The sequence below is a fragment of the Micromonospora sp. WMMC250 genome (genome assembly GCF_027460215.1).
Lineage (GTDB): Bacteria > Actinomycetota > Actinomycetes > Mycobacteriales > Micromonosporaceae > Micromonospora > Micromonospora taraxaci.
In genome coordinates this window covers 1,523,527-1,539,225 of record NZ_JAPZBJ010000002.1, presented here as the reverse complement: position 1 = coordinate 1,539,225, position 15,699 = coordinate 1,523,527, and the positions used below count along the sequence as shown (strand labels likewise).

Sequence of the window (15,699 nt, the reverse complement as noted above, 5' to 3'; positions counted from 1 at the left end):
GGTGCGTGGCCGACTGCGTCACGTACCCGAGCTGGTTAGGGTCGCCCGATGCCAACCGACGAGATCACCGCCGCAGCGGCGGGCACCTGGACACTGGGCGACCGCACCGTGCGCCGGATGGGCTTCGGCTCCATGCGGATCACCGCCGACCCCGACCCGGCCCGGGCCGTCGCGCTGCTGCGCCGCGCCGTCGAGTTGGGCGTCAACCACATCGACACTGCCGCGTTCTACGTCTCGCCCGGCGGCACCCTGCGGGTCGGCACCGGCCCGGCCCGCTACGCCACCGAGCTGATCCGCGCGGCGCTCGCCCCGTACCCCCAGGATCTGGTCATCACCACCAAGGTCGGCTTCGGGTACGACCCGGAAGCGGGCTTCACCGAAGCGTTCACCCCGGCGCAGTTGCGTGCCCAGGTGGAGGAGAACCTGCGTCGGCTCGGCCGTGACCACCTCGACGTGGTGAACCTGCGCCTCGGCCGAGGGCCGGGCGAGGTGCCGCTGACCGAGCGGTTCGGCGCGCTCGCCGACCTGCGTGCCGCCGGGCTGATCCGGCACCTCGGGCTCTCCAACGTCCGGCCCGAGCAGCTCGACGAGGTGGCGGGCATCGCGCCGGTGGTCTGCGTACAGAACAACTACGGGGTGGACGCCTACCGGGAGCAGGACGACGTCGTCCGGCTCTGCGGCAAACGGGGCATCGCCTACGTGCCGTTCTTCGCACTCGCCGGCACCGGCCGGGAGGCGGGCGCGAGCGCCGCGCAGGGCGGGGCCGTCGAGGCCGTCGCCCGCGCGCACGGCGTCACCGGGCACCAGGTACGCCTGGCGTGGACCCTGCACCAGGGCCCCCACGTGCTGGCCATCCCCGGCACGGCAGACCCACACCACCTGGAACAGAACATCGCCGCCGGAGCCCTACGCCTGACCGCCGACGACCTGACCCGTCTCCACAGGCCGTAGGGCCTAGGCCCGCACGACGTGCACGACGATCTCCTGACCGTCGCCCACGGTGCCGGCGAAGCCCTCCGACACCGCGTCCGCCACCGTCAGCTTGAGCGCGAGGGTCTCGTGGGCGATGAGCTCTTGATGTGCGGAGATCGCCGCCGCGACATCGGCGGGCGCGGCGATCGACACCGTGATCCGGTCGGAGACCTCGAAACCAGCCTCGCGGCGGGCCTGCTGGACGATGCGGACGACGTCACGTGCGACGCCCTCGGCTGCCAGTTCCGGGGTGATCGCGGTGTCCAGCGCGATGGTCACTCCGCGCTGGGACTCCACCACCCAGCCGGTGCGCGGCACCTCCGTGACCAGGATGTCGTCCAGACCCACCTCGACCTGTTCGCCGTCGACCGACAGCGGGAACGTCCCGTTCGCCCGGACACCGTCGACCAGTTCCCGCGCGGCCACGGCGGCGACGGCCTTCGCGACGTGCTGGGTGCGGTTGCCGAACCGGCGACCCAGTGTCCGGAAGTTCGCCTTGACCCGCACGTCGATGACTCCGCTCTGGGCGTCGAGCGGTTGGAGGACCTTGACGTTCAGCTCGTCGCCGATGTCCTCCAGCAACGCGTGCGGGAGCACCGTGCCGGCCGGTAGTCCCACGAGCGCCCGGCTCAACGGCTGACGGATCCGCAGGCTGCTCGCCTTACGGGCGGACCGGCCCGCCTCGGCCAACGCCCGCGCCGTGGCCACCTGGGCCGACAGCTCCGTGCTGATCAGCGTGGTGTCGGGCGTGGGCCAGGTCGCCAGGTGCACCGACTCCGGTGCCGACGCGGCGCCGCGCCGGATGACCTGCTGCCACACCTCCTCCGTGATGAAGGGAATGAACGGCGCGAGAAGCCGCGTGAGGACGTCGAGGCACTCGTACAGGGTGGTGAGGGCGTCGGTGTCGCCCTCCCAGAAACGTTGCCGCGAGCGCCGGACGTACCAGTTCGACAGGTCGTCGATGAAGTCGGCGAGCAGCCGGCCGGCGCGGGCCGTGTCGTAGTTCCGCATCCGTTCGTCAACGGCGGCGGCGAGGGCGTGGACCTCGCCGACGATCCACCGGTCCAGCACCGGTCGCCGGGCGACCGGCTGCGCCAGGTGCGGCGTCCACGTCGCGTTCGCGGCGTAGAGGGAGAAGAACGCGGCGGTGTTCCAGTAGGTCATCAACACCTTGCGGACGATCTCGTCGAGCGGACCGGGACCGATCCGGCGCGGCGACCACGGTGAGCCGGAGCACGCCATGAACCAGCGCACCGCGTCGGCGCCGTGGGTGTCCATCAACGGGATCGGCAGCAGGATGTTGCCCAGGTGTTTGCTCATCTTGCGGCCGTCCTCGGCCAGGATGTGCCCGAGGCAGACGACGTTCTCGTACGGGGACCGGTCGAAGACGAGGGTGCCCACCGCCATCAGCGTGTAGAACCAGCCCCGCGTCTGGTCGATCGCCTCGCAGATGTACTGGGCCGGGTAACTGCGCTCGAAGACCTCCTTGCTGCCCGGCACGTGGGGGTAGCCCAACGACGCGAACGGCATCGCCCCGGAGTCGTACCAGGCATCGATCACCTCGGGGACCCGGCTGGCGGTCCGGCCACAGTCCGGGCACGCGAAGGTGATCTCGTCGACGTACGGGCGGTGCGGATCCAGCTCGGACAGGTCGGCGCCGGCCAGCTCCCCGAGCTCGGCGCGGGAGCCCACCGCGGTCACGTGGTCGTCCGGGCAGCGCCACAGCGGCAACGGGGTGCCCCAGTAGCGGGAGCGGGACACCGCCCAGTCGATGTTGTTCTTCAGCCAGTCGCCGTACCGGCCGTGTTTGATGTGCTCCGGGAACCAGTTCGTGTTCTCGTTCTCCCGGGTCAGCTGGTCGCGTACCTCGGTGGTCCGGATGTACCAGGACGGCTGCGCGTAGTACATCAGCGGGGTGTGGCACCGCCAGCAGTGCGGGTAGGGGTGCTCGAACGGCTCGTGCCGGAACAACCGACCGGACTCCCTGAGCCGGTCGATGAGCAACGCGTCGGCGTCCTTGAAGAACACCCCGCCGACCAGGTCGATGTCGTCGGTGAACCGCCCGTTCGGGGCGACCGGGTTCACCAACGGCAACCCGTAGGCGCGGCAGACGGCGAGGTCGTCCGCCCCGAAGGCCGGCGCCTGGTGCACCAGACCGGTGCCGTCCTCGGTCGTGACATAGTCCGCCAGGACCACGCGGTGCGCGTCCGGGATCTCCACCAGGTCGAACGGCCGCTCGTAGCGCAACCCCTCCAGGGCCGATCCCGGCACCGTCGCCAGGATCTCCGCCTCCTCACCGAGGACCCGCCGGACCAACGGCTCGGCGACGACGAACGTGCCCCGTTCGGTGCGGGCGAGCGCGTACATCACAGTGGGGTGGACGGCGACGGCGGTGTTGGACACCAGGGTCCACGGCGTGGTGGTCCAGATCAACAGCTCGACGTCGCGGTGTCCGGCCACCTCCTCGCGTACCGGAAACCGCACGTACACGGACGGGTCGGTGACCGTCTCGTACCCCTGCGCCACCTCGTGGTCGGACAGGGTCGTGCCGTCGCGGGTGCAGTACGGCGCGACCCGGAAGTCCTCCACCAGGCGCCCGCCGTCGTGGATCCGCTTCAGTGACCACCAGACACTGTCCACGTATTCCGGGGACATCGTCTGGTACGGGTGCTCCAGGTCGATCCAGTAACCCATCCGTTGGCTGAGCTGGACGAACTCGTCCACGTGTCGCAGCACCGAGGTGCGGCACAGGGCGTTGAACTCCGCCACGCCCATCTTCTCGATGTCGGGCTTGCCGCTCAGCCCCAGCTCCTTCTCCACGGCGAGCTCGACCGGCAGGCCATGGCAGTCCCACCCGGCGCGGCGGGGCACCGAGAAGCCCCGCATGGTCCGGTACCGGGGGAAGAGATCCTTGAACACCCGCGCCTCGATGTGGTGGGTGCCCGGTGTGCCGTTGGCGGTCGGCGGCCCCTCGTAGAACACCCACGGCGGCCCGTCGGCCGTCCGTTCCAGGCTCCGGTTGAACACGTCGTTGGTCTGCCACCACCCGATGACCGCACGGTCCATCCCGCTAAGGTCGATCCTGGTGGGCAGTGGCACGAATGGCGACTTCGACGGACCGTCCGGCACCGACGTTCTCCCTACACTCCACGTCCGCTCACGCGGGCATCAGCTCACTGCCCACGCGGGGACGAAGCGTCAGGCGTATGGCCAGGACTCCGCGGTACCACCCCGCTTGCGCCCCGGTGGTGCGGGCGCCGCTCGATTTCGCGACGTGACGTGCCGCGACGTCCGGTTCTACTGGGGCGTTGACGTGCCCGTTCTTCCGGAGGCTCCCCGGTGATGGCCGGATCGGTGCCGATGCCTCGAGCATAGCCGTCCGTGGGCGGACCACTGGGGCGTCGAGGGCGGGCCGTGGGCTCAGGGCGCGTAGACCAGGTCCATCGTGTCGGTGTGCCCGGACCAGCGCAGGTCCAGACGCCAGCAACCAGCCTGGGGCAGGTCGATGATCGACGGACCTGGACCGCCGGCGACCTCCCGGGTGACGGTGGTGTCGGTGCCGTCCAGCGTCGCGGTGATCACCAGCGTCGCGGGCGCGGCGGGGTCGGGCGAGGTCGTGGAGGCCTGGGCCACCCACAGGATCTTGTTGTTCGACCCGTCCTCGCGGTGCTGCCGCAGCGGGTGGGCGAACAGCACCGCCACGATGTCGCCCTTCGCGCCGAAGACGTGCGGGACGCGGGCGTCCCCGCTGAACCCGGCGTCCGCCCAGTCCGGCAGCGACCCCGTCTCGACCCGCGCCGCGCAGGCAGTCGGGGTGCTGGCGGTGGTGGCCGCACCCGCCGTCGGCGCCGCGCCGCTGGTCGTGGTGGTGCACCCCGTCAGCAGGACCATCGAGGATGCCAGCGTCAATCTGCCCCAGGAAACCATCTCGACCCTTCCGGTATCCGTCGACGACTCGTCACGTCTTTCCGACACCGCCCGGGCCCCCGGGGTTCCTACTGCGTCGTCGTGGCCCGGTGGTGCGCCACCCGTGCCCGACGAGGCACTAGTTGCCGACGCCGAGGCTCGACATGAACGCCGCCGGGTAACGGTCACCGCGCGCGGCGCCCTTCGGCACGGCCGCCTCGATCTCTTCGAGATCATCGGCCGACAGGTTCACGTCCAACGCCGGCAACGCCTCGGTCAGCCGCTGCCGGGTGCGCGCACCGACCAACGCAACGATGGACGGGTGCTGCGCCGCCACCCACGCGATCGCCAACTGCGCCACCGTGCACCCCTTCGCGTCAGCGACCCTGCGCAACGCCTCGACCAGGGCGAGGTTGTGCGACGCGTTCCCGGCGGAGAAGCGGGGACTGTGGTTACGCGGATCGTCCGCGCGCCCCGGCACCCAGTTCCCCGAGAGCAGGCCACGGCCCAGCACCCCGTACGCGGTCAGCCCGATGCCCAGCTCCCGCAGCGTGGGCAGCACGTCGGCCTCGACCGCCCGCGACAGCAGCGAATACTCAATCTGAAGATCAGCAACCGGATGTACGGCGTGCGCCCGCCGGACGGTCTCCGCGTCAACCTCGGAAAGCCCCACATACCGTACGTAACCGGCGTCGATCATCTCCTTGATCGCACCGATCGTGTCCTCGATCGGCACCGACCGGTCGAGCCGGGCCGGCCGGTAGATGTCCACGTGGTCGACGCCGAGCCGCGTCAGTGAGTAGCCCAGGAAGTTCCGCACCGAAGCCGGGCGGGAGTCCTGACCGGCGAACCGCATGCCCGGCCCCACCTGCTGCCCGAACTTCACACTCAGCAGATAGCTGTCCCGGTCACGTCCCCGCAACGCCTCCGACAGCAGCAGCTCGTTGTGCCCCATGCCGTAGAAGTCACCGGTGTCGACCACCGTGACCCCCGCGTCCAGTGCGGCCCGTACCGTGGCGATGCTCTCCTCGCGATCGGCCGGACCGTACGCGCCCGACATGCTCATCGCCCCCAGCCCTACCGCGGAAACCGTGGGACCCGTGTTGCCCAGAGTGCGTGTCTGCATCGAAACTCTCCCTCATCGGTCGATCTCGGCTCCACCATGCGCCGCTTTCCGGCCCGCCGGCAGCGGAGCGCTTATCGTGGGAGCGCCACTCCCTGGCTCGGTGCCCAGTCCCGAGGGAGCATGGACGCATGCAGCGTGAGCAGCTCGCCGACTTCCTGCGGCGCCGGCGCGAGGCCATCCGCCCCGCCGAGGTCGGCATCGTCGACGGCCCTCGCCGCCGCACCGCCGGCCTGCGCCGCGAGGAGGTCGCCATGATCGCCGGCATGTCCGTCGACTACGTCGTCCGCCTTGAGCAGGGCCGCAGCAGTCAGCCGTCGACCCAGCTGCTGGGCGCCCTGGCCCGGGCCCTGCGTCTGACCGACGACGAGCGAAGCCATCTGTTCCACCTGGCCGGCCACCAGCCGCCGCCCGCCGACGGCATCGCGCGCCTGGCCCGGGCCGGCCTGGTCCGCCTGCTCGACCTGGTGGGCGACACCCCCGCCATGGTCCTGTCCGACCTCGGCGAGGTCCTGGCGCAGAACCGCATGTCGATCCTGCTCACCGGCGACCACACCGGGCTGACCGGTGACCGCCGCTACGTCGCCTACCGCTACTTCACCGACCCGGCCATCCGCGACCTCCACGGCCCCGAGGAGTGGCAACGGCACGCCCGCCAGCAGGTCGCGGACCTGCGCGCGGTGGCCGGCCGGAGGGCCGGCGACCCGGCCGTGACCGGCCTGATCGAACGGTTGCGGTCTGCGAGCGACGACTTCCGGCGGCTGTGGGCCGAGCACGAGGTGGCGGTGCGCCGGGCCGACCGCAAGACGTTCCTGCACCCGCGCGTGGGCCGCGTCACGATGGACTGCGAAACCCTGGTCACCCCCGACCTCGGCCAGCAGCTGCTGGTGCTGACGCCGGCCGACGCCGAGGCCCGGGAAAAGCTTGAGCTGCTGCGCGTGCTGGGGGTCGAGGAGTTCCCGGCGTTAGCGCAGTGAGCGAGCGATCTCGAGCGCGTCGGCCTTGCTGAGGGACCCTTCGAGCCGGTAACTCACGTCGGCGTCCCGCCAGATCAGCGTCGAGGCGGCCAGTCGAGCGGTCTCCTCGCGGACCTCGCCCGCCCGGTCCACGTACGACAACACGTGTGGTCGGTCGACCCAGACCGCGAAGTCACCGCCGACCTGTGTCCACTCCGCCCCCGGCGGGGTGACCTCCTTGTGGAAGGCCAGGTTGAGGCGACCGTCGAACGCGTCGATGCGCAGCGCGCCCCCGCCGTAGAGCAGCGTCGCCACCCGGCAGACACCCGAAGGGTCGGGATCGGCGACCAGCACCTGCTCGGGAGGACCCAACGACGCCGGTAGCCGGATCGGGAACCGCACCGCCCGCTGCGCCTCGTCCAGGGCGACGGTCCGCTGCGCGGGAAACGGCGACGGGGTGCCGGCGGCCGGCGTCGGGGCGGACGAGGTGGCGATGCTGACACCGGCGAAGCGAAGCAGCCCGGCGACGGCGTCCGCGACGGCGGCCCGCGTCGGCGGCACCAACGCGACCAAGAGGGCGACCAGCGCCGCCGCGGCGAGCGGACGCCACCGGCGCACGGGCCTGTCGAGTCGTACGCGGACACGGGCGGTCACGTCGGGCGGCTCGGGTGTCTCCAGCCAGGCGGACAGGTCGCGCAACTCCCGTTCGAGGTCACCCATGCCGGACCTCCTCCCGGTCGAGGAGGCCGCGGAGTTTCGCCAGCGCCCGGGAGGTGCGCGACTTCACCGTCCCCCGGGGCCAGCCCAGTGCCGCCACCGTCTCCTCCTCGGTGAGATCGAGGAAGTACCGACAGACGATCACCTCGCGGTCCCGCACCGGCAGTTGCCGCAGGGCCCCGACCAGCGCATCCCGGCGCTCCCCGGCGAGGACCGCGCCGACCGCCCCGTCCTCGGCGATCTCCGACGTCGGGTCGGCCGCCGCCGCCCGCAGGACGAGCCCGTCCCGCCGGCCCCGGGACCGGTGCAGGTTGCGGGTCTCGTTGGCGACGATCGCGAGCAACCACGAGCGGAAGGACGAGTCGCCCCGGTAACGGGACAGCTTGCGGTACGCCTTCACGAACGCCTCCTGCGTGACGTCCTCGGAGTCCGAACCGGCGCCGAGCAGCACCGCCGTCCGGTACGCGGACGCGGTGTGCCGGGCGACCAGGAGGTCGTACGCCTCCAGGTCACCGGCCCGAGCGCGGGTGACGAGAGTGTCGTCGTCCAGGGGAGGCCTCCGTTCGGATCACACTCATGACACCGCCCACGCGTCGCGGGTTCCACCCGGCGCGGGTCAGGTTGCTCCCACCCGGCGTGCAGCGTATTGCCAGGATTCGGTGGTGCACTGGGAGAGGTGTCGAGGAGAGGGGCTGGTCATGAGCTGGTTCAATCGCCGGGCACGGGGTGCCGAGGCGACCCCGACGAAGCTGGACCGGGAGGCGACCCGCGAGGACCTCGCGGCGTTGGAGGCGTTCGTCGCCAGCCGCCGGGGTGTGGAGTTCTACCTGGAGCCGGAGACCACGGCGACGGACACCACCGTGGTGGCGATCGCCCACGACGGTGAGTGGATCCGCCGGCGCACCGGTACGCCCCGGGCGGCGGGGACCATCGCCCGCAAGCACGCGGTGCCGCTGTACGAGGCCGCCCGCACCGGCTACCCGGAACGGATGCGGGTGTGGAACCGCGCCCACCCGGAACGCCACGCCCGGTGAGGCTCGCCTGCTCAGGCGTCCTCGACGGCTGACCGGGCCTGTTCGGCGCGCACCTGCTCGTCCAGGTAGTGGACGGGTGCGGGTGGAGATGAGCCAGCGTGGTTGCGGTAGCCCGGCGGCGGCGAGCGCGATCTGGATCTCGCGGGCGTGCGCGGGGCTCTGCCCGGCGTCGATCATCACATCGCCGCGCTCGTCGACCACGACGGCGACGCCGGCCTGGACGGCCTCCGGGTCGGGATCGCCCGGACAGATCCAGACATGGCCGGCCAGGTGGTGGAGCTGCGGGGCGACCATGGTGATCGACCTCCGGAATTGATCGCGGACGTTGCTGCGGCGTGCGCCGATCGTGGGTGACGGTGCCGCGCGGCACCGTTCCGACGGGCGATCGGCGCAGGCCAGAGTAGGTCCGGCCATCCTTTGCTCTGCATACCTGGAGGCACCGGTGACGGTCCGTGTCCGGTGCGGATAGGTATGCAGAGCAAAGGGCCCGGGGCATTCATCCGGGGCATTGCGACAGCGCGCATCCGCCGTCACGGTAATCGCTGAAGTTCGATGGATGACGGCCGTCGGGCCGGGTCGGAGCGGCGTTGACCCGCAGCGCAGGGGTGTGGCAGCATTCGCGGCCTGACGGCAGTGAAGGAAGTCGGTGCGATTCCGACGCGGTCCCGCCACTGTCACCGGGGAGTGATCCCCCCTCGTGCGCCACGGCCGTGTGTCTGCGGTTGGAAGGCCGGGGGAGAGCGTCGATCCGGAAGCCAGGATACTTCGGCCGTCGGGACGTACCCCAGGGCGTGGACACCCGAGGAGGACCCGATGACGCACGGCGTCTCATTCATCGACGAACTTCGTCATGGCTCGCACGGTGGGCGATTCACCGCCCCCGCGACCGGTCACGCTCCGCTGAGCTGAGCGCCGCCCGCCGCCGACCGGCCCCGCCGCTCGCGCCCGCGAGTCGTCCGCCCCGCCGTCGTACCGGCTGACGCCGCACCCACCCGCATCGTCGCGGTCACCCTCGTGGTGGCCGGGGCGTCACTCCCCGGAGCCCGCCGTGCGCATCCTGCTACTGTCCACCGCTGACACCGACCTGCTGGCCGCCCGCGCCAGCGGCGCCGACTACCGGCTGGCCAACCCCGCCCGGGTCGCCGCCGACGAGGTGCCCGCCCTGCTCGACGGCGTGAACCTCGTCGTCGTACGCCTGCTCGGCGGCCGACAGGCCTGGCCGGACGGCCTGGCGGCGGTGCTCGCCACCGGCGTGCCGACTGTCGTGCTCGGCGGTGAGGCGCTGCCCGACGCGGAGCTGATGGCCATCTCCACGGTGCCGTCCGGGGTCGTCAGCCAGGCGCTCGCCTACCTGGTCGAGGGCGGGCCGGACAACCTGGGGCAGCTGGCCCGGTTCCTCTCCGACACGGTGCTGCTCACCGGCGAGGGGTTCGACCCGCCCACACCCACCCCGGCGTACGGCGTGCACCGTGAGTACCCCACGAATCCGGAGCAGCCCACCGTCGGGATCGTCTTCTACCGGGCGCACGCCCTCGCCGGTAACACCGGCTTCGTCGACGTGCTCGCCGACGCGGTCCGCGAGGCCGGCGGCAACCCGCTGCCGATCTTCTGCGGCTCGTTGCGAGGGCTGACCACGGGGTCCGGCCCGCTCGGGCTCTTCGCCCGCTGCGACGCCCTGCTGGTCACCGTCCTCGCGGCGGGCGGCGCGGTCGCCGCGGACGCCTCCGGCGGTGGCGACGAGGACGCCTGGGACGTCGGCGCCCTGGCCGCCCTGGACGTGCCGATCATCCAGGCGCTCTGCCTGACCAGCACCCGCAAGCAGTGGGCCGACAGCGACGCCGGACTGTCCCCGTTGGACGCCGCGATGCAGGTGGCCATCCCGGAGTTCGACGGCCGGATCATCACCGTGCCGTTCTCGTTCAAGCAGATCGACTCCGACGGGCTCTCGGTCTACGCCGCCGATTCCGAGCGGGCCGCCCGGGTCGCCGGGATCGCGGTGCGCCACGCCCGGCTGCGGTACCTTCCCAACCCGGACAAGCGGGTGGCCGTGGTGCTCAGCTCGTACCCCACCAAGCACTCCCGGGTCGGCAACGCCGTCGGGCTGGACACCCCGGTCTCGGCGGTCCGGTTGCTGGCCGCGCTGGCCGAGGACGGCTACGACCTGGGCGACGCGCCGCCCCCCGCCGACGGGGACGCGTTGATCCACGCGCTGATCGCCGCCGGTGGGCACGACGTGGAGTGGCTCACCCCGGAGCAGTTGGCCGCCGCCGAGGCCCGGATACCGGGGGACACGTACCGGCGGTGGTTCGACCAGGTTCCCGCCGAGCTGCGCGATCGGATGCGGGAGCACTGGGGTGAGCCGCCCGGCGAGCTGTACACCGAGGGCGGGGACATCGTGCTCGCCGGCCTGCGCTTCGGCAACGTGGTGCTGCTGATCCAGCCGCCGCGCGGCTTCGGGGAGAACCCGATCGCCATCTACCACGACCCGGACCTGCCGCCCAGCCATCACTACCTGGCCGCGTACCGCTGGTTGGCCACGCCGGCCGCCGACGGCGGCTTCGGCGCGGACGCCGTGGTGCACCTGGGCAAGCACGGCACCCTGGAGTGGTTGCCCGGCAAGGGTCTCGGTCTGGCCGCCGACTGCGCGCCCGACACGGTCCTCGGTGACCTGCCGCTGGTCTACCCGTTCATCGTCAACGACCCGGGCGAGGGCACCCAGGCCAAGCGGCGGGCACACGCCGTTGTCATCGACCATCTGGTGCCGCCGATGGCCCGTGCCGAAACCTACGGCGACCTGGCCAAACTGGAACAACTGCTCGACGAGTACGCCACCGTGCAGGCCCTCGACCCGGCGAAGGTGCCCACCGTGCGGGCGCAGATCTGGGACCTGGTGCGCGCCGCCGAACTGCACCACGACCTGCACGCCGAGGCGATGCCCGACGCGGACGACTTCGACGACTTCGTGCTGCACCTCGACGGGTACCTGTGCGAGGTCAAGGACGTGCAGATCCGCGACGGCCTGCACATCCTCGCCGACGCGCCGACCGGGGAGTCTCGGATCAACCTGGTCCTCGCGGTGCTGCGCGCCCCGCAGATCTGGGGTGGCGCACACGCTCTGCCCGGTCTGCGGCAGGCCCTCGCCGTCGCCTACGGCCTCGACGAACAGGAGCTGCTCGCGTCACCGGGGCAACGACTGGCGCTGCCCAGCGCGTTGACCGACGTGGTGGACGGGCCGGCCGGCACCGCCGCCGACGCTGTCGACCTGGTCGAGGCCCTCGCCCGGCGGCTGGTCATCGGCATGGAGACGCTCGGCTGGGACGCGGACACCGTCGACGCTGTGGTCGCGGAGGTGACCGGGCAGCCGATCCCGGACGTCGCCGCGGTGCTGCGCTTCGCCGCCACCGAACTGGTCCCCCGGCTGGACCGCACCACCGACGAGTTGACCAACACCCTCGGCGCGCTCGACGGCCGGTTCGTGCCGCCCGGCCCGTCCGGTTCCCCCACCAGGGGCCTGGTCAACGTGCTGCCCACCGGCCGCAACTTCTACTCGGTCGACCCGAAGGCCATTCCCAGCCGCAACGCCTGGGACGTCGGGGTGGCCCTCGCCGACTCCCTGCTGGCGCGGCACCTCGCCGACACCGGCGCGTACCCCCGATCGGTGGGTTTGACAGTGTGGGGCACCAGCGCCATGCGCACCCAGGGCGACGACATCGCGGAGGTGCTCGCGTTGCTGGGCTGCCGGCCGGTCTGGGACGAGCGGTCGCGGCGGGTCACGGGCGTCGAGGTGGTGCCCACTGCCGAGTTGGGCCGACCCCGCGTCGACGTCACGGTGCGGATCTCCGGCTTCTTCCGCGACGCGTTCCCGCACGTGGTGGCGCTGCTCGACGACGCCGTGCGGCAGGTCGCCGCCCGGGACGAGCCGGCCGAGGACAACTACCTGCGGGCGCACGTCACCGCCGACCTCGCCGAGCACGGTGACGAGCGGCGGGCCACCGCGCGGATCTTCGGCTCGAAGCCCGGGGCGTACGGCGCGGGGCTGCTGCCGCTGATCGACGCCCGGACGTGGCGCAGTGACGCCGACCTCGCCGAGGTGTACGCGGTGTGGGGCGGCTACGCCTACGGCCGCGGACTGGACGGGCGGGAGGCGCGGGCCGACATGGAACGGTCCTTCGCCCGGATCTCGGTGGCGGTGAAGAACCAGGACACCCGCGAGCACGACATCGTCGACTCCGACGACTACTTCCAGTACCACGGCGGGATGGTGGCGATGGTCCGTCACCTGACCGGCACGTCCCCGCAGGCGTACGTGGGTGACTCGGCGATGCCGCACGACGTGCGGACCCGCACCCTGGGCGAGGAGACCCGGCGGGTGTTCCGGGCCCGGGTGGTCAACCCGAAGTGGATCGCCGCGATGCGCCGGCACGGCTACAAGGGCGCCTTCGAGTTGGCCGCCACAGTGGACTACCTGTTCGGCTACGACGCCACGGCCGGTGTCGTCGACGACTGGATGTACGAGCACCTGGCCGCCGCGTACCTCTTCGACGACACCACCCGGGAGTTCCTGGAGCAGTCCAACCCGTGGGCGCTGCGCGGCATCACCGAGCGGCTGTTGGAGGCCGCCGACCGGGGGCTGTGGGCCAAACCCGAACCGGCCACCCTGGACCGGCTGCGCGACACCTACCTGGCCAGCGAGGGCGACCTGGAGGACCGGGCATGACGTATCCGTTCAGCGCTGTGCTCGGCATGGAGGACATGCGGTTGGCGCTGCTGCTCAACGCGGTGTCCCCGGCGATCGGCGGGGTCCTCGTGCGGGGCGAGAAGGGCACCGCCAAGTCCACCGCCGTACGCGCGCTCGCCGCGCTGCTGCCCCCGGTCCGCCGGGTGGCGGGCTGCCGTTTCGGCTGTGATCCGGTCGAGCCGGATCCGGCCTGCCCGGACGGGCCGCACCCGGCCGCCGCGACCGCCGAGATCCGCCCGGCCCGCCTCGTCGAGTTGCCGGTGGGTGCCGCCGAGGACCGGGTGGTCGGCTCACTGGACCTGGAGAAGGCCCTCGGCGAGGGTGTACGCGCCTACGAGCCGGGTCTGCTCGCCGCCGCGCACCGGGGGGTGCTCTACGTCGACGAGGTGAACCTGCTGCACGACCACCTCGTGGATCTGCTGCTGGACGCGGCGGCGATGGGCCGTAGCCACGTCGAGCGGGAGGGCGTCTCGGTCAGCCATGCTGCCCGGTTCCTGCTGGTCGGAACGATGAACCCGGAGGAGGGGGAGTTGCGCCCTCAGCTTCTCGACCGGTTCGGGCTGACCGTGGAGGTGGGTGCCAGCCGCGATCCGGAGGTCCGGGTGGAGGTGGTCCGCCGTCGGCTCGCCGCCGACGCCGACCCGGCCGGGTTCGCCGCACGCTGGGCCGACGCGGACGCGGCGATCGCCGCCCAGGTGGCCGCCGCCCGCCGCCGCCTTTCCGGGGTACGCCTGCCGGATGCCGCGTTGCGGCAGATCGCCGAGGTGTGCGCCGCGTTCGACGTGGACGGGATGCGCGCCGACATCGTCACCGCCCGTACCGCTCTGGCGCACGCCGCCTGGCACGGTCGGGACCGGGTCACCATCGACGACGTACGGGTGGCGGCTCGGCTGGCTCTGCCGCACCGCCGCCGCCGCGACCCGTTCGACACTCCCGGGCTGGACGAGAAGCGCCTGGACGAGGCGTTGCAGCGGGCCCAGGACGCCCACCCCGACGATCCCGACGACGACGGCCCCGACGACAGTGGCCCGAACGACAGTGGCCCGAACGACGGTGGCCCGAACGACGGTGGCCCGAACGACGGTGGCCCGAACGACAGCGGCCCGGGTGGCGGCGGTCCGCAGGATCATGCGACATCCGACGGTGAGTCCGTCGACCATCGTGGGCCCGGCCCGGCCGGACCCTCGGCGGCCGACGGCGACACCGGTGGGGCCGACGGCCCCGCTGGGGCCGACGGCGACACCGGTAGGGCCGACGGCCCCGCTGGGGCCGACGGCGACGCGCGCTCGGCGGACGACCGGGGCGGGCGCGCCCGGCACGGCGGCCGGGAAGCGCCGGACGGTGCCGACGCCGACCCGCGCCGAGGGCGGGACGGTGGCGCGGACGCGCAGCCGGTGGCCGTACCCCGAGGTGGGTTGACCGCCCGGCTGCTCACCGCGCCTGGCGTGGGTGACGGGGTGCCCGGGCGGCGTTCACGGGCCCGTACCGGGCGGGGGCGCACCACCGGCGCCCGGGTGCCCAACGGTCGGGTGGGTGCGCTGCACCTGCCGGCGACGGTTCGCGCCGCCGCGCCGCACCAGGCGTCGCGGGGTCGGTTGACCGGCCCCCTGCGGTTGCGTCCGGACGACGTGCGTGAGGCGGTCCGGGAGGGGCGCGAGGGCAACCTGGTGCTGTTCGTGGTGGACGCCAGCGGGTCGATGGGTGCCCGGCAGCGGATGACCGCGGTGAAGGACGCGGTGCTCGCGCTGCTCACCGACGCGTACCAGCGGCGGGACAAGGTCGCGGTGATCGCCTTCCGGGGCGCCGACGCGCGGACGTTGCTGCCGGCCACCTCGTCGGTGCTGGCCGCCTCGACCCGGCTGACCGAGCTGCCCACCGGTGGGCGTACCCCGCTGGCCGAGGGACTGCTCGCGGCGGCCGACCTGCTGCGGGTGGAGCGCCTGCGCGACCCGAAGCGGCGTCCCCTCGTCCTCGTCGTCACCGACGGCCGGGCCACCGCCGGCACCCGCCCGCTGGACCGCGCGGCGGGAGCCGCGACGGTCCTGGCGGCGACGGGCGCTCCCTGCGTCGTCGTGGACTGCGAGAGCGGTCCGGTACGCCTGAACCTGGCGCGTCGCCTGGCGACGCAGTTGAACGCGCCGCACCACCCGCTGGCCGCCCTCACCCACCCGCCGGCCCGCGATGCCGGGCTGCCGGTCGCGGCGTGACGGGGGCACCGATGGCGGGCCGAGACCGCAGGATCGCGCGAAGGGG

10 protein-coding genes and 1 riboswitch are annotated in these 15,699 nt (G+C 72.5%); of the genes, 5 read left to right on the top strand and 5 right to left on the bottom strand.

Annotation, left to right across the window (positions count from 1 at the left end; translation table 11 throughout):
• The first annotated feature begins 48 nt into the window (after nt 1–48).
• Nucleotides 49–951: an aldo/keto reductase gene (locus O3438_RS06635; RefSeq protein ID WP_269679085.1), complete on the top strand. Its 903-nt coding sequence runs from the start codon at nt 49–51 to the stop codon at nt 949–951.
• A gap of 3 nt (nt 952–954) precedes the next feature.
• Here the strand turns inward: O3438_RS06635 and ileS are convergent, their stop codons facing one another.
• The 3 genes from ileS to O3438_RS06620 form a co-directional block, all read right to left on the bottom strand.
• Nucleotides 955–4,071: an isoleucine--tRNA ligase gene (ileS, locus tag O3438_RS06630; protein WP_442929707.1), complete on the bottom strand. Its 3,117-nt coding sequence runs from the start codon at nt 4,069–4,071 to the stop codon at nt 955–957.
• A gap of 321 nt (nt 4,072–4,392) precedes the next feature.
• A complete protein-coding gene (locus O3438_RS06625) occupies nt 4,393–4,863 on the bottom strand; it encodes a hypothetical protein (RefSeq protein WP_269679083.1) in 471 nt (156 codons plus the stop codon).
• Between the two features lie 154 nt (nt 4,864–5,017).
• On the bottom strand, nt 5,018–6,004 hold the full coding sequence (locus O3438_RS06620; protein ID WP_269679082.1) for an aldo/keto reductase: 987 nt from the start codon (nt 6,002–6,004) through the stop codon (nt 5,018–5,020).
• Nucleotides 6,005–6,132: 128 nt separating this feature from the next.
• Between O3438_RS06620 and O3438_RS06615 the strand changes: the two genes are divergently transcribed.
• Nucleotides 6,133–6,978, top strand: coding sequence for a helix-turn-helix transcriptional regulator (locus O3438_RS06615; protein WP_269679081.1), 846 nt, complete (start codon nt 6,133–6,135; stop codon nt 6,976–6,978).
• Here O3438_RS06615 and O3438_RS06610 read toward each other — a convergent pair.
• Together O3438_RS06610 and O3438_RS06605 are read right to left on the bottom strand one after the other, a co-directional pair.
• On the bottom strand, nt 6,967–7,677 hold the full coding sequence (locus O3438_RS06610) for a hypothetical protein (protein ID WP_269679080.1): 711 nt from the start codon (nt 7,675–7,677) through the stop codon (nt 6,967–6,969). The two genes, O3438_RS06615 and O3438_RS06610, sit on opposite strands and share 12 nt — an antisense overlap.
• On the bottom strand, nt 7,670–8,125 hold the full coding sequence (locus O3438_RS06605; protein WP_442929572.1) for an RNA polymerase sigma factor: 456 nt from the start codon (nt 8,123–8,125) through the stop codon (nt 7,670–7,672). Before O3438_RS06605 ends, O3438_RS06610 begins: the two co-directional genes overlap by 8 nt.
• Before the next feature lie 247 nt (nt 8,126–8,372).
• On the opposite strand from O3438_RS06605, the gene O3438_RS06600 reads away from it, so the two are divergent.
• The 3 genes from O3438_RS06600 to O3438_RS06590 all read left to right on the top strand — a co-directional run bounded on the left by O3438_RS06600 (nt 8,373) and on the right by O3438_RS06590 (nt 15,653).
• Nucleotides 8,373–8,708: a hypothetical protein gene (locus O3438_RS06600; protein WP_088989393.1), complete on the top strand. Its 336-nt coding sequence runs from the start codon at nt 8,373–8,375 to the stop codon at nt 8,706–8,708.
• A gap of 611 nt (nt 8,709–9,319) precedes the next feature.
• A riboswitch (cobalamin riboswitch) is annotated at nt 9,320–9,496 on the top strand.
• 260 nt (nt 9,497–9,756) lie between these two features.
• A complete protein-coding gene (gene cobN / locus O3438_RS06595; protein ID WP_269679079.1) occupies nt 9,757–13,425 on the top strand; it encodes a cobaltochelatase subunit CobN in 3,669 nt (1,222 codons plus the stop codon).
• Complete coding sequence (locus O3438_RS06590) at nt 13,422–15,653, top strand: VWA domain-containing protein (RefSeq protein ID WP_269679078.1); 2,232 nt, start codon at nt 13,422–13,424, stop codon at nt 15,651–15,653. The genes cobN and O3438_RS06590 overlap by 4 nt, the downstream gene beginning before the upstream one ends.
• Nucleotides 15,654–15,699: the final 46 nt, after the last annotated feature.

What these genes read in the sequence shown, in the direction of transcription:
- O3438_RS06620 (WP_269679082.1), bottom strand. Translation starts at nt 6,004, where the DNA reads ATGCAGACACGCACTCTGGGCAACACGGGTCCCACGGTTTCCGCGGTA.
- O3438_RS06625 (WP_269679083.1), bottom strand. Translation starts at nt 4,863, where the DNA reads ATGGTCCTGCTGACGGGGTGCACCACCACGACCAGCGGCGCGGCGCCG.
- O3438_RS06590 (WP_269679078.1), top strand. Translation starts at nt 13,422, where the DNA reads ATGACGTATCCGTTCAGCGCTGTGCTCGGCATGGAGGACATGCGGTTG.
- O3438_RS06615 (WP_269679081.1), top strand. Translation starts at nt 6,133, where the DNA reads ATGCAGCGTGAGCAGCTCGCCGACTTCCTGCGGCGCCGGCGCGAGGCC.
- O3438_RS06610 (WP_269679080.1), bottom strand. Translation starts at nt 7,677, where the DNA reads ATGGGTGACCTCGAACGGGAGTTGCGCGACCTGTCCGCCTGGCTGGAG.
- O3438_RS06600 (WP_088989393.1), top strand. Translation starts at nt 8,373, where the DNA reads ATGAGCTGGTTCAATCGCCGGGCACGGGGTGCCGAGGCGACCCCGACG.
- O3438_RS06635 (WP_269679085.1), top strand. Translation starts at nt 49, where the DNA reads ATGCCAACCGACGAGATCACCGCCGCAGCGGCGGGCACCTGGACACTG.